The sequence below is a fragment of the Vibrio astriarenae genome, from assembly GCF_010587385.1.
Taxonomy (GTDB): domain Bacteria; phylum Pseudomonadota; class Gammaproteobacteria; order Enterobacterales; family Vibrionaceae; genus Vibrio; species Vibrio astriarenae.
Genome location: NZ_CP047475.1, coordinates 2,704,429 through 2,725,043 on the forward strand (window position 1 = coordinate 2,704,429; position 20,615 = coordinate 2,725,043).

The 20,615-nt window shown below is 46.5% G+C and carries 17 protein-coding genes; 1 reads left to right on the plus strand and 16 read right to left on the minus strand.

Translation table 11 applies throughout. The features are described from left to right. The first annotated feature begins 123 nt into the window (after positions 1 to 123). Positions 124 to 1,341 (plus strand): arginine deiminase, encoded by a 1,218-nt coding sequence (gene arcA / locus GT360_RS12560; protein ID WP_164649201.1) that lies wholly within the window; start codon positions 124 to 126, stop codon positions 1,339 to 1,341. A gap of 122 nt (positions 1,342 to 1,463) precedes the next feature. Here the strand turns inward: arcA and tldD are convergent, their stop codons facing one another. The 16 genes from tldD to GT360_RS12640 all read right to left on the minus strand — a co-directional run bounded on the left by tldD (position 1,464) and on the right by GT360_RS12640 (position 20,583). Beyond that, positions 1,464 to 2,909 carry a metalloprotease TldD gene (tldD, locus tag GT360_RS12565; protein WP_164649202.1) on the minus strand — a complete coding sequence of 482 codons (1,446 nt, stop codon included), beginning with the start codon at positions 2,907 to 2,909 and terminating at the stop codon, positions 1,464 to 1,466. 40 nt (positions 2,910 to 2,949) lie between these two features. Continuing rightward, on the minus strand, positions 2,950 to 3,765 hold the full coding sequence (locus GT360_RS12570; RefSeq protein ID WP_164649203.1) for a carbon-nitrogen hydrolase family protein: 816 nt from the start codon (positions 3,763 to 3,765) through the stop codon (positions 2,950 to 2,952). A 12-nt stretch (positions 3,766 to 3,777) separates the two neighbouring features. Then, positions 3,778 to 7,659: a YhdP family protein gene (locus GT360_RS12575; RefSeq protein WP_164649204.1), complete on the minus strand. Its 3,882-nt coding sequence runs from the start codon at positions 7,657 to 7,659 to the stop codon at positions 3,778 to 3,780. A gap of 8 nt (positions 7,660 to 7,667) precedes the next feature. Next, positions 7,668 to 9,137, minus strand: coding sequence for a ribonuclease G (gene rng / locus GT360_RS12580; RefSeq protein ID WP_164649205.1), 1,470 nt, complete (start codon positions 9,135 to 9,137; stop codon positions 7,668 to 7,670). Positions 9,138 to 9,156: 19 nt separating this feature from the next. After that, the gene (locus GT360_RS12585) at positions 9,157 to 9,726 is read right to left on the minus strand and encodes a Maf family protein (RefSeq protein ID WP_164649206.1); all 570 of its coding nucleotides are present in this window, start codon (positions 9,724 to 9,726) and stop codon (positions 9,157 to 9,159) included. Positions 9,727 to 9,747: 21 nt separating this feature from the next. Then, a complete protein-coding gene (gene mreD / locus GT360_RS12590; protein ID WP_164649207.1) occupies positions 9,748 to 10,236 on the minus strand; it encodes a rod shape-determining protein MreD in 489 nt (162 codons plus the stop codon). Continuing rightward, positions 10,226 to 11,113 (minus strand): rod shape-determining protein MreC, encoded by an 888-nt coding sequence (mreC, locus tag GT360_RS12595; RefSeq protein WP_164649208.1) that lies wholly within the window; start codon positions 11,111 to 11,113, stop codon positions 10,226 to 10,228. The genes mreD and mreC overlap by 11 nt, the downstream gene beginning before the upstream one ends. Positions 11,114 to 11,201: 88 nt before the next feature. Beyond that, on the minus strand, positions 11,202 to 12,245 hold the full coding sequence (locus tag GT360_RS12600) for a rod shape-determining protein (RefSeq protein WP_164649209.1): 1,044 nt from the start codon (positions 12,243 to 12,245) through the stop codon (positions 11,202 to 11,204). A gap of 150 nt (positions 12,246 to 12,395) precedes the next feature. Next, positions 12,396 to 16,553, minus strand: coding sequence for a DUF6701 domain-containing protein (locus tag GT360_RS12605; RefSeq protein ID WP_164649210.1), 4,158 nt, complete (start codon positions 16,551 to 16,553; stop codon positions 12,396 to 12,398). Next, on the minus strand, positions 16,550 to 16,957 hold the full coding sequence (locus tag GT360_RS12610) for an MSHA biogenesis protein MshP (protein WP_164649211.1): 408 nt from the start codon (positions 16,955 to 16,957) through the stop codon (positions 16,550 to 16,552). The genes GT360_RS12605 and GT360_RS12610 overlap by 4 nt, the downstream gene beginning before the upstream one ends. Then, the gene (locus GT360_RS12615) at positions 16,947 to 17,726 is read right to left on the minus strand and encodes a PulJ/GspJ family protein (RefSeq protein WP_164649212.1); all 780 of its coding nucleotides are present in this window, start codon (positions 17,724 to 17,726) and stop codon (positions 16,947 to 16,949) included. The genes GT360_RS12610 and GT360_RS12615 overlap by 11 nt, the downstream gene beginning before the upstream one ends. Next, positions 17,726 to 18,304 carry a prepilin-type N-terminal cleavage/methylation domain-containing protein gene (locus tag GT360_RS12620; RefSeq protein ID WP_239502554.1) on the minus strand — a complete coding sequence of 193 codons (579 nt, stop codon included), beginning with the start codon at positions 18,302 to 18,304 and terminating at the stop codon, positions 17,726 to 17,728. Before GT360_RS12620 ends, GT360_RS12615 begins: the two co-directional genes overlap by 1 nt. Then, the gene (locus tag GT360_RS12625; RefSeq protein ID WP_164649213.1) at positions 18,298 to 18,807 is read right to left on the minus strand and encodes a type II secretion system protein; all 510 of its coding nucleotides are present in this window, start codon (positions 18,805 to 18,807) and stop codon (positions 18,298 to 18,300) included. The genes GT360_RS12620 and GT360_RS12625 overlap by 7 nt, the downstream gene beginning before the upstream one ends. Positions 18,808 to 18,947: 140 nt before the next feature. Then, complete coding sequence (locus GT360_RS12630; RefSeq protein ID WP_164649214.1) at positions 18,948 to 19,439, minus strand: prepilin-type N-terminal cleavage/methylation domain-containing protein; 492 nt, start codon at positions 19,437 to 19,439, stop codon at positions 18,948 to 18,950. A gap of 60 nt (positions 19,440 to 19,499) precedes the next feature. Further along, positions 19,500 to 19,976: a type II secretion system protein gene (locus GT360_RS12635; protein ID WP_164649215.1), complete on the minus strand. Its 477-nt coding sequence runs from the start codon at positions 19,974 to 19,976 to the stop codon at positions 19,500 to 19,502. A 40-nt stretch (positions 19,977 to 20,016) separates the two neighbouring features. Further along, the gene (locus tag GT360_RS12640; protein ID WP_164649216.1) at positions 20,017 to 20,583 is read right to left on the minus strand and encodes a prepilin-type N-terminal cleavage/methylation domain-containing protein; all 567 of its coding nucleotides are present in this window, start codon (positions 20,581 to 20,583) and stop codon (positions 20,017 to 20,019) included. Between the last annotated feature and the right edge of the window lie 32 nt (positions 20,584 to 20,615).

A 20,615-nucleotide genomic window follows, 5' to 3' on the forward strand; every position in this document is an offset into this window, starting at 1 on the left:
TAAACTTAGATTGATAGACCGAAAACTAGTCATTTCACAGAGGTACCACGCTACTTTTGGACTTGCATCTTGATAACAAGCTTGTCATAAATACGGGTTAGGATTAATTGGTAAGGATACAAAATGAGTCAGCTGTACGTTGGGTCCGAGGTTGGACAGTTAAGAAGAGTACTACTCAATCGGCCAGAGCGCGCCCTCACCCACCTCACGCCATCGAACTGTCACGAGTTACTGTTCGATGATGTGTTAGCGGTGGAGGCGGCAGGTGAAGAGCACGATGTGTTTGCAAACACATTGCGTAATCAAGATGTGGAAGTATTGCTGCTGCATGACCTTCTCGAAGAGACACTGGCGGTTCCCGAAGCGAAGCAGTGGCTGCTAGACACACAAATCTCTGATTTCCGTTATGGGCCGACGTTCGCCAACGATCTTCGTAATTACTTAGCTTCAATGGATGAGCATCACTTAGCGACGGTTCTGCTGGGTGGCCTTGCCTACTCCGAACTCAAGCTAAAGTCAGACTCGATGCTACCAAAAATGCATCGCCCGCTGGATTTTGTGATTGAGCCACTACCCAACCACCTGTTCACACGAGACACCTCTTGCTGGATTTATGGCGGTGTGTCACTCAACCCAATGATGAAACCTGCGCGCCAGCGTGAAACCAACCATTTACGCGCCATCTATCGCTGGCACCCCGTGTTCGCCGGACAAGACTTTGTGAAGTACTTTGGTAATGAAGATCTTCATTATGACAATGCCAATATTGAGGGCGGCGATGTTCTGGTGATTGGTAAAGGCGCTGTGTTAATTGGCATGTCGGAGCGCACCACTCCTCAAGGTGTTGAAAACTTAGCAGCTAAGTTGTTTGCTAATGGACAAGCGACACAGGTGATCGCCATTGAGCTACCGAAGCATCGCTCGTGTATGCACCTTGATACCGTCATGACCCATATGGATATCGACACCTTCTCCATGTACCCAGAGATCATGCGCAATGATCTTCCTACATGGCGTATTTCACCGAAAAATGGCTCAGTCAAAGTCGAACAAGTACCTAACTTCATCCACGCTATCGAACTGGCTCTGGGTCTCGATTATCTAAAAATCATCACCACGGGCGGTGATAGCTATGAGGCAGAACGTGAACAGTGGAACGATGCGAATAACGTGTTAACCGTAAAGCCTGGCGTTGTGATTGGCTATGAGCGTAATGTCTATACCAATGAGAAATATGACAAAGCAGGGATTACCGTATTGCCTATCCCAGGTAATGAGCTTGGTCGCGGTCGCGGAGGCGCGCGTTGTATGAGCTGTCCTATTGAGCGCGATGGGCTTTGAAAGCAAAAGGATCATAGGTGACCCAAAGCGCTCAGAGCAGCTTTGGGTTACCCATGTTCCAAAAACTAGAAAAGCAGCTCAAGGCTGCTTTTCTTATATCCAAAATAGGTAAAGAGTCGTGGTTACTCGGTACCACCCACTGTGATGGCATCTAGCTTGAGCGTAGGCTGACCTACTCCCACAGGCACGCTTTGCCCAGCCTTACCACAGACACCTACACCGCGGTCGATATCAAGATCATTACCCACCATAGAAACCTGCTGCATTGCTTCAATGCCTGAGCCTATGAGTGTCGCCCCTTTCACCGGGCGAGTGATCTTGCCGTCTTCGATTAAGTAAGCTTCTGATGTCGAGAACACAAATTTGCCAGAGGTGATGTCCACCTGACCGCCACCAAAGTTTGGCGCGTAAAGCCCTTTCTTCACCGTTGAGATGATCTCTTCTGGCGTATGTTCACCAGGAAGCATGTAAGTATTCGTCATGCGTGGCATCGGCAGGTGTGCGTAAGATTCACGACGTGCGTTACCTGTTGGGTTAACCCCCATCAAACGCGCATTAAGCTTATCCTGCATATAGCCTTTCAACACACCGTTCTCAATCAAGGTGTTGTACTGACCATTCACACCCTCATCATCAACGTTGAGTGAACCACGGCGATCCATCATGGTGCCATCATCCACAATCGTACATAGGCTCGAAGTGACTTGATCGCCGACTTTACCACTGAACACAGATGACTCTTTACGGTTAAAATCACCCTCAAGGCCATGACCCACCGCTTCATGTAATAGTACGCCGGGCCAACCAGAGCCCAAAACAACAGGCATCGTGCCCGCTGGCGCTGCGTCCGCTTCAAGGTTGATCATCGCTTGACGAATCGCCTCATCGGCAAAGTGGTAAGCGCGCTGCTGTCCTTCCATATCATCTAGGAAGAAATCGTAGCCAACACGGCCACCACCACCAGCACTACCACGCTCACGACGATCACCACGCTGCGCTAACACACTGATAGACAAGCGAACCAATGGGCGAATATCGCCGGCAAACGTGCCGTCGGTTGCGGCGACGAGCATCTGCTCATGCACGCCACTTAGGCTAACCGAAACTTCTTGGATCAGCGGCTCTTTGGTGCGAATGTAAGCATCAAGCTCTTTCAGTAGCTTCGTTTTTTGCTCTTTCTGCCATGAATCGAGTGGATTCACCGCTTGATAGAAGGCTTGGTTATCGGTGCGATTGAAGGCCTTCACTTTGCCGTTTTGACCTTGCTGGGCAATTCCACGCGCAGCAACAGCACTCTGTTTGAGGCTGTCTAATTGAATTTGATCAGAGTAGGCAAAACCGGTCTTTTCACCCGTGATAGCGCGAACACCAACACCTCGGTCGATGTTAAATGAGCCATCTTTGATGATGCTGTCTTCAAGCACAAGAGACTCATGCCAACTCGACTGGAAGTAGATATCAGCATAGTCAATCAGACGAGTTGCGATACTTGAAAGGGTATCGGCAATATCTTGTTCAGTTAATCCTGCTGGGGCGAGAAGCGCCTCTTCAATGCGGTCTATGCTCATAAATTGCTCTTTTTATAAATACCTAATGTTCTCGCTCGGATTACACCAAACGATTTTGAAATCTTGAATGTTGCGTCACTGGCATATTTTGCCTCAGCTCATTCACCACGGAAAGATCGATATCAGCGACACCATTTTGCGCCCTCTGACCTAACTCAAGCAGAACGTCACCCCATGGACTAATGATCATCGAGTGCCCCCAGGTTTCTCTACCACACGGGTGAACGCCCGTTTGATTGACGGCAACCACAAACGCTTGGTTTTCTATTGCTCGAGCCATTAGCAGCGAGCGCCAGTGGGCCTGTCCAGTAACAGCGGTGAATGCTGCCGGCACTAATAGGATATTTGCTCCGAGACGAATGAGCTCGGAATACAATTGAGGGAAACGAAGGTCGTAGCAAATAGACAAACCGAGGTGACCAAAAGGTGTCTCGATCGTCTCTATTTTACTGCCAGGGGTGAAGGTTTCTGACTCTCGATAGCTGCGGTGCGCATCGTTAACATCGACATCAAACATATGCAGCTTATCATAATGCGTCACCAGCAAACCCTGCTCATTGAATACCAACGTTGTGGTTGAAACCCCTTGGCTACGCTTAATGGGCATGCTACCGATGATCAGCCACACACCCGCCTCTTTAGCCAGAAGCCCAAGTTCGAGTTGCAGCGGCCCCATACCTAGATGTTCCGCTGCTTGGTGGTAATCTTCTTTGCGACCAAAAACCAGAGCATTCTCTGGGGTGATGACCCATTTCACTCCTTGTTTGGCCAAGTGAAAAACCTGTTCTTTAATATAACCAAGGTTCTTCTCTGGGCTTGGCCCTGATGTCATCTGAATGATACCGACACGATCCATGTCTACCTATCCTTATTTGTCTGCTTCTGCTCTTAACTCTTCAGGAAGCGCAAACTCACCTTGGCTACGAGAAATTTCCTGTACGATTGGCGAATCGAATGGCCCCTTCACCTCATAATTAACCTGAGTAAAGACCTCAACAATTGGAGAGACCACCGTGGTAATAGCCAGCACATAAAGAGCAGTTTGAGGCGTTACTGCAAACGCAGTTAATACCGGAATACCCGACGTAATGTCCGGAGTAAAGTTCACTTCCGCATCCACTGTTTGATCATTCAAATTGGCGATGCCTTTGATTCGCATCTCACCCGCGATTGCATCCATCTTAATATCATTGGTCAGGAAGATGCCATTACGGAATTGACCATTACCGGTAATCGAGTTAAACGCCATGCCTCGGTCAAACACATCAGTAAAGTCGAGCTGCATCTTACGAATAATCGAATCCAGACTGAACATCCCGAGTAAGCGAGCGGCGCCGCTGACGTCTGAGATAATCCCTTTGCCGAGTTTGATTCTTGCGTCTCCTTGCAACGTGTCGACTTTCATTGACCAAGGAGCACCATCCCAACGCGTTTGTCCTTGGAGCTCAAACGGCGCTTGCTGAATACCCGAGCTAATACCAAAGCGCTCCATCACATCGCTGTTGTTGTCGCCTTTAATATCTACTTTCAGCTTTGTATAGCTTTGATCTTGCGTCAATGTCCATTGTGAGGAAATATCAATTTGGTTGCTGCCGCTCTCGATTTTTATCGACTTCCAATCGAGCGTATCCCCTTCTCTATGTAGGTCTACGTTCACTTTACCCAGCTTGTAACCCTGCATCCAAAAATCATCAATGGTGAGGTCAATGTTTGGCATCGCCTGGTGGAGCTGGCGATCAGCATCAGATATTAAAGGCTGATCCGCATCCATACTCTCAATCAAGGTCGGCTCATCAGCTAGCGCTTCATCCAGACCCGGTACATAAATATTAAGATGCTCAAGTGACACTGAAAGATCAGTTCCATTCTCAAATTTCGCTCGTCCTTTGGCTTGTTGGCTATCTAATGTGACCGTCCAATCACTGCCTTTCTTGCGTGCGCCAAAGTTAACGTCATGCCAATCCATTTTGGCAAACGTCAGTGTTTTTACATCAAGATCGATACGTTGGGGTACCGGCACTGCTGGGGTATTGAGTTCATCTATCACTACCTTAACCTGTGGCGTCGCTTCTTGCTCTGAGATACTCATCCACTCATCTAAGTTAAAGCGCGGAGAGCGAACTTGTGCAGTATGGCCTGCGATCGGGCTGATCTTGAAACTGCCGTTGCCAACCACGAGATGAGTCGCATTGAGCACCGGACGATCCGGGCGTATATCAATCTCGGCTTGATACTTAGCACGCGGCAACTCAAGGCGAGCAGACACCATCTGCTGATTACCCGAGGCTTGCAGTTTTACTGAGCCAGCCTGATTCTTGGGTTTATCCAATGGGTATGGGTAAGTGCTTGCTAACTGCTTGAGATTTGCTTCACCATCAATTTGATAAGTAAAGCCGACATCATTGAGCTGAATGTCGATCCCCATATGCCAAGGCACATTCCCGGATAATGGGTCAAGCCAGCGTGCGCCGATGTAAGGCAGCAGAGGATCCACTTCCCAATCACCTATCACATCAATATCAACCGCATATCCACGCCCGGCATTTTCACCAACAAAATCAATTGAGACTGGCTGTTTGAGTAACTGAGCCTCTAAGCCCGCCGACGTCACCACATCGTTATCAAACTCAATAGAGCCACTCACCGACTCCAGGATCATCGGTGGCGCATCAATAGTGACATGGTTGTCTTTTAGCTCTGCCTTACCCCAAGCGCGCGCTTCTCCATCATCACTAAATGGAATATTCAGCTGAAAACTCGCTTCGACATCACCTTGGACATCGATAGCGGTTAAAGCCGCACCAACAGAGTCCACCAGCGGAGAAGCCGTCATATAATCACGAACGGCTGGACCAGGGCCGGAAGCCTGAGCTTCAATTTCAATATGTCCATCACCACTCAATGACGGAATACGGCCAGTTACGCGTGATGCCTTAAGATCCATCAGCGTTGCTGAGCGCGAGTCCAGGTACATCGACTCGTTTTCAAACAGCAAGTCGAGTTGCAGGTCAGTCAGCAAAGGCCATGATGTTTCAAAGCTGTACTTGGCATCTTCAAGTCCAACCCAGGCTTGGAAAATGCCATTATTCTGCTGATATGGGAAATCACCTAACTCGCCGTACCACAGTAGCTTGGCCGTTTCGACTCGACCGCCTTGAATAGAAGTGGAGAGGTAATCAGTCAGCCCTTGCCCTAAAGCTAGTGTTGGCAGATAGCGCCATGTTTGGCCAGCATTAAACAAGTCAGCTTCAGCGTAGAAGGACAAGAATGGACTTTGGTCTTGAGGAAAGTCTAATCGGAATGCCCCCAAAACTTGAATGTCTGGCGTCGCCGCCGTCACTTTATCTGACCAAAGTGACCAGCCACTATCGTCTCGCTGCCAAACAATATCAGTATGAGCTTGACGCACATTGAGCGGCGCCTGGAACACATCACCGTACGGCAATACATCATCAAACAACGAGAGCGTCGCCTTGGCTTGGTATGCATCACCCGATACCGCGATATTGGCCTTATTAACCCCCGGCAACAATCCCCACTGCGTAATTCCGACGTTAAACAGGTCCGCCGAGTAAGCCAGAGTATCAATGCCTTCACTCATCGAAATACGGAGGTCTTCTACTTGCCCCTTAGGTGCAAGCTGAGATAAGAACTCAGAGGTGCTTTCAGAATCAGGTAGCAGTTTAGTCAGTGGAGCCACTGCGGAAATATCCAGCTCCGAGATATTCAAACGCCAGCCTTGATTAGTAATATCAAACGCTAAGTCTAGCTCAGGCCACTCTGTATCATCAGTGCGAATATTCAATGAGTGACCACTTACTTTTAAACCGTTCTCCAGCGGAAAGAGTTTAAATATGCCCGACTCAACTAACAGCTCATGTTGCTCACCTTCAATCCAGGTTAAGTCTGAAGGCATCAGTTCTAAGTAAGCATCGACAGGCTTGCTATTTGATAGAGTAAGCCAAGTTGCGAAGCTCAGCTGACCACTTTGAATCCCCGTCTCCGCTTGCAGATACTCCGTTAGCCATGGGCCAATCGACATCGAATCCGCTTGGACATAAAACTCGCCTGAGACATCTCGAAGAGAGCCATGATCATAAAAATCCGCACTGACTTTAAGCTCACTGAGATAAGCATCGGCGATACTGACGACACCCTCACCACGGTGACGCTTGCCTTCGTTGTTCCAACGCAGCTTGTTTATCTCTAACTCACGAAACTCTCCGTCAATCGCGACATAAGCGACTTTGGAATCATAAAGTGAGAAGTCATCAAGCTGGCGTAAAAATAGCTGCTCGACTTGGCTTAACGCTCCACTGTTGCTCTTGCTCGCACTCTGGTCTTCCCCTTTATCTGCACGACCAAACAGATCGATTGACTGCAGATCTAAGTGAAGGCCATGTACATTAAGCTCAGCAATTATTGGTTTTAGCGCTAAAACTGACTGAATAAGGTCAAACTCAATATCTAAACGCTCAGCCGACATATGAATATTTGAAGCAGCGGGTAAATCAACGCTGATGCTTTGCAAAGAGATAGAGGGGTGGGTGTTAAGCCAATAGCCACGGACGTCTTCAATTTCGAGGTCGAGACCCGTGTATTGATTTACAAACTGATGGATTTCAGTTTGGAAATGATTGAGTTTAGGTAAAGTGACACGCAGCGCAGTAACAGCAATGGCTAATATTACCATTGCTGAAACCAACAACCACAAAATGCAGTGCCAAAGGCGTGTCATGGATTTACTCACTCGAGATCCTACATCATGACAACATCAAATTGCTCTTGGATGTAGAGCGGTTCAGCTTGGATACGAACTTGCTTGCCAATAAATACTTCAAGCTCGGCCAGGGCATGTGACTCTTCACCTTCGAGCGCTTCTGCCACTGCAGGCGCTGCATAAACAACAAAGTTATCGGCATCGTAAGCACGGTTTACTCGCGTGATCTCACGTAAGATCTCATAGCACACCGTCTCAACGGTTTTCACGCTGCCGCGACCTTCACACGTTGGGCACTCGCTACACAGAACGTGCTCAATACTTTCACGTGTGCGCTTACGTGTCATCTCCACTAGACCTAACTGAGTGAAGCCATTGATATTGGTTTTCACTCGGTCGCCACTCAGAGCAGCCTCTAATGAAGTGAGTACTCGCTTACGGTGCTCTTCTGATGCCATGTCGATAAAGTCGATAATGATAATACCACCAAGGTTGCGCAGCCTCAGTTGGCGAGCAATCGCTTGTGTCGCTTCAACGTTGGTGTTGAAAATCGTCTCTTCAAGGTTACGACGTCCAACAAAGGCACCTGTGTTGATATCAACCGTCGTCATTGCCTCAGTTTGGTCAATGATCAGGTAGCCACCCGATTTCAGCTCTACCTTACGTTCCAAAGAACGCTGAATCTCATTCTCTGTGTCGTACATATCGAAGATAGGCTTCTGACCTTCGTACAGCTCGAGCTTTTCAGCCAGCTCAGGCACATATTCAGAACAGAATTCTTTTAGGTTTTCATACTCTAGGCGCGAATCGACAAGAATTTTTGTCAATTCAGTACCAACAAAGTCACGAAGCACTCGATGTGAAAGACCAAGTTCACCATATAGGGTCGAGCGAGTAATGTATTTACTGCGACGTTCTTTTACTTTGCCCCACAGACGCTTGAGGAATTTGGCATCTTGAGTCAGCTCTTTGCAGTCAGCACCTTCCGCGGCAGTACGAATAATGAAACCTCCGTCTTCATCGCAATACTGAGAGACGACTTTTTTCAGGCGATGACGCTCGTCTTCACTGTCAATACGCTGAGAAACACCCACATGACTCGCTCCAGGCATAAATACTAGATAGCGAGAGGGTAGAGTAATGTCGGTTGTTAGGCGTGCACCCTTAGTGCCAAGGGGATCTTTCACCACCTGTACCACAATATCTTGGCCTTGGCGTACCAACTCCGAGATGTCACGAACCTGAAACTGCTTCTTCTCGTTCTCTGCGACACATTCAGTGTGAGGAACGATGTCTGATGCATGTAAGAACGCGGCTTTCTCAAGGCCAATATCAACAAACGCAGCTTGCATACCCGGCAAGACGCGGCTGACTTTGCCTTTATAGATGTTTCCGACAATACCACGCTTTGCTTCACGCTCAACATGGACTTCTTGAAGGGCTCCCCCTTCAATCATCGCAACACGAGTTTCACTCGGTGTTACGTTAATCAACAACTCTACGCTCATGTGCGCACCCCAATCTGAATCATAAAAATTTGCGCAACAGCTGGTCGGTTTCATACAAAGGTAAGCCAACTACGGCGTAGTAGCTCCCTTCTATGCGAGTCACAAAGCGTCCACCTAATCCTTGTATCCCATAGCTTCCAGCTTTATCGCATGGTTCGCCTGACTGCCAATATTGTTCTATTTCTTGGTCACTGAGTGGCTTGAACCATACGTCGGTGGCTACCACCGATGTTTCAATCTCTGTATTTGACATGACAGTCACAGCAGTCATCACTTGATGCTTACTATTGGAAAGTAGAGTCAGCATCTGTTTTGAATGTGTGAGGTTATCTGGCTTTTCCAATACTTTATCGCCTGAAACGACGATCGTATCCGAACCAATAACGACTGCGTTGTCATTGCCTGCTAGCGAAAAGCCCGCTTTAGCTTTGTCTCTCGATAAACGCGCGACATATTCTTGTGCCGACTCTCCGGCACTCTGCGCTTCTTCAACGTCTGGTTTTACTACGCTAAATTGGTAGCCCAACTGTGTCAGTAACTCAGAACGTCTTGGCGAACCTGACGCTAAAACTAAAGGCCTATCGTACATCCCTTTCTACCTATTTTACGATTACTTGATATGCCAATGACGGCGTACACGACGTAGCAATAAGAACATCCACGGCCACAATATGCAGGTAACCAATCCACTCCATAATGATGACGGATTAAACACGATGTCTTGTAACAGGTATTCACCCAAGAATACCATCACTTCAAACAGCATTGACAGCAAAGCAATAATTAAAGCTTGCTGCCACAGCGCCATATTACGCAGTACTAAGAAATTCAGAGCAACCAAGTAAACGATGATTGAGAACATCATACCCCGGATACCTAAAGTAGAACCGAGTAGTATATCCCACAACAGACCAAGGATAAGCGCCGTGCCCACGTTGACTCGATGTGGCAGCGCCATTACCCAGTAGCAAACCACGAGTAATAGCCATGCAGGACGAAAAACATCGAGGCTTCCAGGCCAAGGCAACGTCTGTAGAACTAATGCAATTAAGAAAGTGGCGAAAATGATCAGACGACCGCCAAATGAACTACTCCTCATCGGCAATCTCCTCTACTTCATTCTCATCAATATCATTCATCACCTTCTCAACGCGATCATCATTCGGCCAAACCAAAAGCAAGTAGCGCAGGCGCTCAAAATCTACCGTTGGATCCGCTTGAATTGAGGCAAACTCGCGGCGAGTGTCTTTATTCACCGTACTGACTACCGCAACTGGATAGCCCTCAGGGTAAACACCACCCAAGCCAGAACTCACCAGAAGGTCACCTTCTTGAATGTCGGTGCTGGTTGGTATGTGCTCAAGGTCAATAGAGTCAATCTTGCCCGAGCCTGTGGCGATAACACGAATGTCATTACGCAACACTTGTACTGGGATAGCACTGTTACTGTCACCGAGCAGCAATACACGACTGTTGTTGGCACCGACAAACGTCACTTGCCCAACTACACCGCTTTCGTTGATCACAGGTTGACCTTCGAAAACACCATCCAATGAACCCTTATCAATCACTACCTGACGACTGTATGGTGTGGTATCCACCGCCATCACTTCGGTCACTACTTTACGCTCATCGCGGATAAACGGAGAGCCTAATAGTTCGCGCAGACGCTGATTCTCTTCTTTATATTGTTGTAACAATAACAGCTCACTCTTGAGCACCTGCATCTCTTGGCGCATCGCCATATTCGAGTTACGTAGCTGACCACGAGTATGAAAACGGTCATAGAAACCATCAAACATACGACGTGGGGTGTCCGCCACATAGTGCAGTGGTGAAACGAGTGTGTTGAGAAAATAACGGACACTTGAAAACGCATCTAAACGACTATCAGCCAGCATAAGGCTGGCTGATAGAGTCACCGCTATTAAAAGGCGTAATTGAAGTGAAGGTCCTCTGCCAAAAATCGGCTTCATAGGATGAGAGTTCCTTGATCATCAAGCGATGTATCCAAGTACATCGCTTGCTGCTGTGTTGCTATTAATAACTATGAAAGCGTAGTGCTTATTCGTCGCTGAACAGATCGCCACCGTGCATGTCGATCATCTCTAGCGCTTTGCCGCCACCAAGAGCCACACACGTTAGAGGTTCTTCAGCGATCACAACAGGGATACCCGTCTCTTCTGCGATTAGGCGGTCAAGGTCACGCAATAGCGCACCACCACCCGTCAGTACCATGCCATTTTCAGAGATGTCTGATGCCAGCTCTGGTGGACACTGTTCTAGTGCAACCATGACCGCTGATACGATACCCGTTAGTGGCTCTTGCAGTGCTTCTAGGATCTCATTTGAGTTTAGGCTAAAGCTGCGTGGCACACCTTCTGCAAGGTTACGACCGCGCACTTCAATCTCAAGCACTTCATCACCTGGGTAAGCTGAACCGATGTCGTGTTTGATCTTCTCAGCCGTTGCTTCACCAATCAAGCTGCCGTAGTTACGGCGCACGTAGTTGATGATCGCTTCATCAAAGCGGTCACCACCGATACGTACCGATGAAGAGTAAACCACACCATTCAGTGAGATAACGGCAACTTCAGTGGTACCACCACCGATATCGACCACCATCGAACCCGTTGGCTCTGATACGCGTAGGCCAGCACCGATTGCTGCTGCCATTGGCTCATCAATCAGGTAAACCTCACGAGCACCTGCACCGAGTGCTGATTCACGGATTGCACGGCGCTCAACTTGTGTAGAGCCACAAGGAACACAAACCAATACGCGAGGGCTTGGCTTAAGGAAGCTGTTTTCATGCACTTGCTTGATGAAGTGCTGAAGCATTTTTTCAGTAACGTAGAAGTCGGCAATAACACCATCTTTCATCGGACGAATCGCAGAAATGTTGCCAGGTGTACGACCTAGCATCTGTTTCGCGGCATGGCCAACTGCAGCTACGGTTTTACCGCCACGACCTTTGTCCTGACGGATAGCAACGACTGAAGGCTCATCAAGGACAATGCCCTGGCCTTTTACATAAATCAGAGTGTTGGCAGTACCTAAATCGATCGATAGGTCGTTCGAAAACATGCCACGGAGTTTTTTGAACATATTCTTTGCTCGTCCTGCAAGAATTAGAAGATAGAAAATTGCTCTAAATGTACCAATGCCTTGCTAGGACAGCAAGGCATTGGTGAGCAAACATGGAGGAAAACCCGCAATTTCTGACAGATTCTTTACCTAGGGTAAAAATTCTCGGGTTTATTGTCCGGTAAGACCCGGCTCTCCACGGAAGATTATGCGATCATTACCTCGGTAGACGCCGAAGGTAACGAGGGTGGATGGATCTTCATCACCTTTATCTCGCCAGTTGTATTGGAGCCAAGGTTGGGTGAAGTTTTGCCCCTGACAATTAATGTCAGAAGGATTGTCTCCAAACCCACCCTGTCGAAGAAACAGACGTACTGTTTCTCTATCCGTATTGGTTCCTGAACGTAAAGCTAACAAGTTGTTATTGGTACCACTACTCACTGAGCTCTCGGCGCCATCAAACGAAAAGCTTGCATTAGTGCTCACTCCATCCAGAGTACAGTGCTTGTTGTGGTCAAATCCCGATGCGTCATCATCGTCGTTCACAACGAAACTACTTCCATCAAAATACTCCACTCGCAACGGCACGCGAATACTACCACTTGTTGAGCCTGACACATCAGCTAGGACCATACGACCGTAGCGAGCTGGTGGCTGCCACTCCGGCTTAAGCAACTGTGTATCCTCTGATGAAGCCGTTGAGCTTGTATTTCCAAATCGAACAGGATCATCACCTTGAATAACTAACTCTAATGAAGTTGCTGTCGAGTTTGTATCACTAGTATTGAATGGACCATCAACGTTCGTTGTGGCTCCACCGAATCCTAACCGCTCAAAAGTTGGAGTGAAAGTAGGTTGCCATACTGCTGCACTTAGCTGGCTATCATCCCCCCAACCTTTTTTGTTCTCAGCTTTTGATGACTCCCAGCCAGTAATGCGAGAAGCATACTGATTGTCCTCTAAGCGTGGGAAGTAAGCTTGATGATCAGTAGAGAATAAAGAGTAGTTTCTTACCCGCTGACTCGGATTAAGCGTGTTGTACGGGTAAACTTTTAAATCCAGTCGTTTGTATTCTTGCCCCAAATAATTCACATCACCTTGATTATCCTGAGCAACCCAAGCCCCTTCTTCAACAACAAAGTGGTCAGGATAAAAACGACCTACAATTCGAAACCCTTGGTTTATCTTCATTCCAAGATATTCGTTGTCAATATTTGATGTTTGAGTGGAGGTGTATAAACGCAAACTTCCAACCTCACTCCAGGTCAAATCATTTACATAGTAAATACCATCGGTATTTGTAGAGTCATGGGCTACATCTTTATCCGTAAATACTCCTGGACTACCTCCTGCAGGGGAGTCAAGTATCTGGCTCAAACTGGTCGTCGTGTTTGGCGAACCAGTCAATCGGAAGTTCTCTGTAACCACAGCACTATCACAAAGTGATTGAGTCGTTTCAATCTGAACATCTGAGTACTCTTGTCCCGTAGAGCCCAACCAATTAATCGGTATGATCTCGACACCAAACGGAGCTCCTGCGGCAACAAATGCGTTTCCAGTAGAGGCTGTTCCGCTTTCCAAATGAGTACCGCAAATCGCTAAAGTCCACGGACGAGCATTTACCTTAAACTGACCTGTAAGCTTATCTTCACCCTCAATCGGACAGTCACTAAAACCATCGCAATTAAAGTTATCATCGGTTAGCGTCACGCTAACAACACCCGAATCATCAAACTTTAATTTGTTTGTCGCTGAAGTGATGGTTCCAGAGCTGAAGGTAGGCAAGAAGCTCAGAACGCCCCGACCTCCTGTAGCCGGTATATCAAGCCCATAAGATACTGTCGGTGTCCCTGAATAGCCGACATCAACAACTCCATTATTGTTGTCACATGCGAGAACTTTTCCTGAAACACTATATTCACGCCCAGCAATAACAAACTGTTCTGTGATATCAAAGCGATAGGGTACGAACTGATAGTTGTCAGAAGTATTACTTCGATAAGTACTACCCTCTACTTGAGCCTCTGCATATAACTCTGACTTAGTATGCGCAGCTCCTCCAGAGCTCAGACTAAAGTTTGCTACACCTGCATTAGCTTGGCTTGTTTGTGGAGTAAAGGTATCGCCGTCAAGCGTGATATTGCCGTTGAACGCAGTATAAACATTATCCCCATTATAGACAGTCGCAGTGAGTTCAATATCTTCACAGGTCAGGGCAATATCGGAGATTGGAGTAAGTTCTATGCGATAGTCACTGGGTGTCTGCCCACAGCCTAAATCCATATATTCAAGTCTTGCACTACCATTGATGAGAAGCTCATCTGCTGTTGCCGCCCCAAAGACTTTCATTGAGCCTTCAAGTTTGATCGTATCTCGGCTAAATAAATAAGCTTCAATATCTGGACCAGTATCCTGAAAGTCAATCAGTGCTTTCGTCTCTCCCAAGTTTTCTGCCCATATGATCAACGGGTCACTATCAACTTGCAATATAGCATTGTTGCTAAGGGTAATTTTGTTAACTTTCAATAAGGTAGCATTTGGAAAGGTGACTTTTGCACTGCCTTGAATCACCAGTTCACCGATCTCATAAACAGAAGCTGACATAGTGTACTCTCCTGCATTACCAATAGTTAACTTAGTAAAATTGGTACCAGGAACTTCCTGAGGTCCACTGTTATTGCCCAGCTCCAGCTCACCCCCAATAATATTCAAATCCAAGACAGGTGGCTCATTGGGCAATATCAAATCACCATTAGAACGACACTCTTTTCCATCACATGCTTTCTGGCTATCCCACCCTTTGCTTACTCTATTAAAGCCAACCTCTCCAAGTAAATTAACTGTCCCGATAAGCTTTCCGTCAGAGCCCGAAGGAAAATCAAAGTGAGACTCAAGTGAGCCAGCCCAACTCTGTGCTACTGCAGGAAAGTAAGGGCAGATATCTGGAATTTCTGGCTCAACGAGTTCAAACGCAAAATGCCCCACTTCCTCTGGTATATGTCCTCGATTAAAATAATCCTCATCCACAACAAAGCTCACCCGAGCATCTTCAGTAATCTCACAGCGACGTAACCAGCCACCATGCCCACCTGCTCGCTCTTGCTTGTTAGCTATTATCCCATCTAATTGAGTAAGTTGAGTTTGAACCCAAGAGTTTTCGCAACCATTAGCCATTGAACCCGGGTAACCTTGAGAAATCGTGTCTGTTCCACGGGCAAACTCAACGACATAATCCCCAACATTTAAATTACGCACACTTTCTGTCGCAAGAAAGCCCAAACGTTCAGTGTGGTAGGGCGTGTTCTTTGATGCAGAGGCTTCTAGAAATAGAGACGCTGATGCCTGATCTTGGTTTGTTCTTGCTTTTCCTGATGTCAGCCATTTATCACCATTGTTGTTTGATTGAATCTGATGAAGTACAACGGGGTTGGTGGAAAAAGGGGAATCTAAGCCAAAATCACTGAAATCAACACGTTCGGAAGATTGTGAGCCATTTTTCGATTTATAACGAGCGGTATCAAGGTAACCCGCAAGCACTGTATGGCCACCGAAATTGGCTATGCCAGGCTCAATAACAAGATAGCTTACACTGCTCATCTCGGTGTCTCGGTTAGCACCTAAAACATTTACCGACTTGTAAGACACATGGGCTTCTGTCCGTGACACAGAAGAAATGTTCAGCGTTGCGGGCCTTTGCCTGTCTGGTTCTACCGTTGAAATCGTGGGCATAACAAACACGAGTGGTACAAAATCATAGGTTTGATTGAATCGAATCGTACAACTGCCTGAACTACAGTCCACTACGCCGAACTCATATTGAGCATCATCAGAAAACTCTGGTGGCGGAGGGGTGACAATACCATCCGCACACTCTAAGTCATCGACACTTTCACCCTCAATATCAATATGAACAGAGTTCAAAGATGAGAAGTCTGCGATCACTTCATCAATTTCGAGCCACTGCCCCCCCTGCAAAAGGTAATACTGCAGTAATCCTTGCTTATTCCCAGAAACACTTGAATCATAGGTGAGCAGTATCTGATAGTCCTGATTCCTCTGAATCTCGTTACCTGCTCTCATTGTCACGACAGTACCGTCAGGGCCGATGGCTGGGTTGTCCGTCCAAAGCGCTAATGCATCTTGGTTACCACCACCTACACCTTTATCCGCCCACACTGTTTCTTGGTACTGCGCATTGGTGATTGAGAAGCTTACGGAAAAATCGTTATCAGAACGTAAGGCGTCACATGTACTAGGATCAAAATCATTTGCACTTGCGAACGAAGATGAGATAACTAAAGCTAATCCAACCCAAAAATGCTTAATCATTCTTTACCCCATACCTCATGTTGACGCTCAACTTGGTGCAACTTAGACCCACACACTGCTCGACTACTAATTTGAAAATAACTGTCTTCACCCAATGCCCAATCTCTAGAACGTTCTGAGTCGATAACACAATTATGATTGTCTTGATAAAAAACCTTCAAATCACTCAACGAGCACGTTGGTTGAGCGCCGCTAACACTGAGAGGGTACTCATTAACAAGCATGCACTCAGAAGCAGACTGCGCAGCTAGCCACGCATGCGTGCCGTTGACTTCACGCACATGACTATCTTGGTTAGACCATTGCATGCGGTTAAGCATCGCCGCCATCATACCCATCACCACAATGACAAAGACAGCCACAATAAGCACACTACCTTGCTGTTTTCTTGCACTACGGAACATTTAACACCTGCACTTCTTGTTGGTAGGTTGACTGCTCGTCTTGGTAGTACATTTTCATTTCAATGTGTACCAACGCATTTTGATTTAGGCTAGGTGGCTCATAAGCAAGGTAAGAAAAAGTGACTGAGTCAGCTAATGGAATATCATTGCGATACAACATTTCATTCGCACTATCAAAACAGTAGGTAATTTGTTGACTGGGCTCATACATATAAAAGCGATTGGCAACTGACTCTTCATTCAAAGCGCTGATCTGGCAGCCAACCCCGTCACTTAGCGCTCCGATATCATTATCAGCATCGAATAAGCAAGACGAGCTCGAAGAGTTGACTAATGTATTCACAGCAAAACTGTTGTCATCCAACGATTGACTACTCGTTGGGTTAATCACCATTTTGATTTCAGGTGTATTTCCCGGCCCTACCGCGATCCAGTCAGACCAAGAGTCCTGCCCTACAATAAAGTCCATCGATGTATCGTTTTCTCCGCTAAGCGCATAAAAGCCAGAAAACTTTATTGGATAAAATGACAAACATTGACGAGCAGTTATAGAGATAGGCTGACTAAAACTATTAGGCACCGCATGACGAATTTCTCTCGTCATTTTTTGCAAAACAAATTGAGCTTGAGTATGAAGCTTTTGTCTCTCGACTGTCTGTGCAAAACCTAGCGTTCCATACTGCACAAAACCAGCGATACCCAGTGCAATAACAGCAACAATAATCAGAGTGATAATCATCTCAATCAGAGTAAAACCACGACTTTTCATCAGTAATTTCCTCTAAACGCGCTAAAAATGTATGGGCCATGATCTGATGCGTTTATTTCAAGCTGTATTTTTTTTAGTACATCTGCTTGTTCGTACGTCACCGTTATCGCGACACTGAAGTTTTGATAAGTCCCGTCAGGGTCTGAGACCAAATAATTAAGCTCTCTACAATTACCACCAGTACAGTTAGGTCGGTATACCATCGGATTACCATCCGCGGCGCCATAGTCATCAACATCATTATATGCATAGTAGAGCAAACCAGTTGCGGGATCGGTGTCAGGCGTTACCTCTGAACCATCTGGACCAAAATTACCGATCACTGTGCAATTCAGCATACCCGTCTCCCCACAGCGCTCCAACCCACCATCATGCGCACTGTTTTCATCAAAAGATCGAGAGAGAATTTGGTTGAACAGAGTTTCTGCCAAGGCTGCTGCCTGTACTTGATATTGTGGTTCAGCAGAGCGCTGGACATTCGGCACGAGCATGGTGGTAATAGTGAGCATCGCTATCGCCAAAATCACTATAGCGATGACGCTTTCAATCAGAGTGAAGCCTCGGTATTTAATCAACACAAGCACTCTCCCTTCGATACATACCCTTGAGAGTTAATGCAAAGAAATGCCACGACTTCACCATCATCTATCGTTATTTGCACCTTAGGATCAGGCTGGTTTTTATCAAGTGCGGGATTACCCAACAAATCAAAACTCACAGAATCTACAGCTGAATTTGTCGGACACATTTCTCTGGCTGAAAACGAGCCTGAATCGATAGCGATGAGATCACTACGTTGAGTTATATTTGGATCATTTTGCACACAGGAGTACAGCGAACCAAGGCATTGATCTTTTACAGATAAAATAAACGGAGTTAAGTCACCAGACTCATCATGCAAATTTGATTGCATACGATTAACTTGAACCTGACGAATAACAGAAACAGCGGCTTCTTGGTAGGTATACGCAGAAAAGCTACTTTTTCCGAGGTATCGGCTGGCAGCATAGGAAGACATGATTCCCAAGATAAGGATCACAACGATCAATTCGACTAAAGTAAATCCGTTTTTCTTGGTCATGAAGAGACACTTAAATGTGAATTAGATAGAACAAAGTATAGGGCAATCAGTAAATTAACAATGAGAGCACAATTTGAGAATCAACATTATTTTTGATACTAGGTCGAGCCCAAAAAAAGACTCAACCTAGGAGAAACTAACTAGCAGTTGTCATCAAAAACAGTAGCAGAAGCAACTTGATTGATTTCTGTTCCTTGTGCTTGATCGTACCTTACGTAACAACCAGTATCAGTAATCGCACTCGTATCGCCTTCTTTATCAGCATCGTAAAATGTCACAACAGTGTAGGCCGTATCGTCATTGGATTGCCCTTCATGAGACAAAACCCAATCATTACTATCTAAACCTGTAACGGCTGCCTCGATACCTGCTGAGCTTGCCGTTGGAAAGCCCCATCGAGTTTCTATACCTGCTACGTCTACCGCAGCAGAAGACCGTTCTTGGTTTTCGACTGCAGCCTTGCCGTAAGTGATTCCAGCCGCACCTTCCATGGCCCCTTTTAAGCCTTGTAGAGAGGACTTTCTCGCATTTTCCTGCAAATTAAGAAATCTAGGTGCCGCTGTTACAGCTAAAATGCCGAGAATAACAATGACAACAACCAGCTCTATTAATGTAAAACCTTTATTATTCATAGCTTTTCCTTAAAAAAGGCCAGCAATGGCTGGCCTTTTTTAAAACTAACACTTAAGCAATTAGCAGCCAGAATCAACTACAAATGCATTCGCTTCTGTGCCAACAGCAGTGCTTGTGGCTTGTTGGTAGTAAACGAAACAATTTCCGCTTTCAACAGTTCCAGCATCAAGCGAATCATCCTTAAAAGTAACCACATATGTATTAACTGCACCAGAGGTACTCTCGAAGCCACTCCAGTCTTCAGATAGACCAGTAACTGCTAACGCAATGCCTGCTGAAGTTGCTGACGGGTAGCCATATACTGTAGCAATGCCCTCTACACTATCATCACTTTCTCTTTCTACGCCATTAATTGCTGCTTTGCCATACACGATGCCTGCCGCTCCTGTCATAGCGCCTTTCAGGCCTTGTAGTGAAGATTTACGTGCATCTTCTTGAAGGTTAAGGAACTTAGGCGCAGCAGTAACTGCCAGAATGCCCAGAATAACGATGACTACCACCAATTCGATTAGTGTGAAACCGCCTTGTCTTTTCATGATTTTATCTCTCATATTAAATTTAAAAATCTCGAACTAATTATTCTAACGTGACAGTTACACGTCCCGTTGTGAGTTCATAAACGAACTCGTGCTCGCTTGAGCCCTCTCGCTGAACGTAGGTACAAGTGTCTGCAGCGCCATCAGCTTCAGCTGAGTATTTATAACTGGAGTCTGAGGAAGCTTGTGCAACCGTACCGACCTTTGGTGGGCTTTGAAGAAGGTTCTCCATTAACTCGATACAGCGAGCATTCGTCGTGCCTTGGCCCGGAGCTGAGTCACTGGTTTTGAGGGCATAAGGGTACCCATTGCGAAAACCCGTATCATTCCCACCATTATTGGTTGCACGTGTCAGCCAAAACTCAGTACCGTCATAATTGACATAATTATCTGAACTGATGTTAGGACGAGCTTCAGCCTCCCACTGAGCTCTAGCTGAAAGGACTGCAGTAGCAAAGCCACCTGCAACCCCTTCAATACTCGACTTTTTAGCCTCTTCTGTTACGTCAACAAATCTCGGTAGTGCAGCAACCGCTAACAAACCAAGAACGACTATAACTACAATAAGTTCCACTAGTGTAAAGCCACGTTGTTGGTTCTTTTTCATATGTTTAACCCATCCCTTGAAACAAGATCACA

What these genes read in the sequence shown, in the direction of transcription:
- GT360_RS12625 (WP_164649213.1), bottom strand. Translation starts at nt 18,807, where the DNA reads ATGACCAAGAAAAACGGATTTACTTTAGTCGAATTGATCGTTGTGATC.
- GT360_RS12635 (WP_164649215.1), bottom strand. Translation starts at nt 19,976, where the DNA reads ATGAAAAGACAAGGCGGTTTCACACTAATCGAATTGGTGGTAGTCATC.
- GT360_RS12570 (WP_164649203.1), bottom strand. Translation starts at nt 3,765, where the DNA reads ATGGATCGTGTCGGTATCATTCAGATGACATCAGGGCCAAGCCCAGAG.
- GT360_RS12610 (WP_164649211.1), bottom strand. Translation starts at nt 16,957, where the DNA reads ATGTTCCGTAGTGCAAGAAAACAGCAAGGTAGTGTGCTTATTGTGGCT.
- arcA (WP_164649201.1), top strand. Translation starts at nt 124, where the DNA reads ATGAGTCAGCTGTACGTTGGGTCCGAGGTTGGACAGTTAAGAAGAGTA.
- tldD (WP_164649202.1), bottom strand. Translation starts at nt 2,909, where the DNA reads ATGAGCATAGACCGCATTGAAGAGGCGCTTCTCGCCCCAGCAGGATTA.
- rng (WP_164649205.1), bottom strand. Translation starts at nt 9,137, where the DNA reads ATGAGCGTAGAGTTGTTGATTAACGTAACACCGAGTGAAACTCGTGTT.
- mreD (WP_164649207.1), bottom strand. Translation starts at nt 10,236, where the DNA reads ATGAGGAGTAGTTCATTTGGCGGTCGTCTGATCATTTTCGCCACTTTC.
- GT360_RS12640 (WP_164649216.1), bottom strand. Translation starts at nt 20,583, where the DNA reads ATGAAAAAGAACCAACAACGTGGCTTTACACTAGTGGAACTTATTGTA.
- mreC (WP_164649208.1), bottom strand. Translation starts at nt 11,113, where the DNA reads ATGAAGCCGATTTTTGGCAGAGGACCTTCACTTCAATTACGCCTTTTA.
- GT360_RS12615 (WP_164649212.1), bottom strand. Translation starts at nt 17,726, where the DNA reads ATGAAAAGTCGTGGTTTTACTCTGATTGAGATGATTATCACTCTGATT.
- GT360_RS12605 (WP_164649210.1), bottom strand. Translation starts at nt 16,553, where the DNA reads ATGATTAAGCATTTTTGGGTTGGATTAGCTTTAGTTATCTCATCTTCG.
- GT360_RS12630 (WP_164649214.1), bottom strand. Translation starts at nt 19,439, where the DNA reads ATGAATAATAAAGGTTTTACATTAATAGAGCTGGTTGTTGTCATTGTT.
- GT360_RS12585 (WP_164649206.1), bottom strand. Translation starts at nt 9,726, where the DNA reads ATGTACGATAGGCCTTTAGTTTTAGCGTCAGGTTCGCCAAGACGTTCT.
- GT360_RS12600 (WP_164649209.1), bottom strand. Translation starts at nt 12,245, where the DNA reads ATGTTCAAAAAACTCCGTGGCATGTTTTCGAACGACCTATCGATCGAT.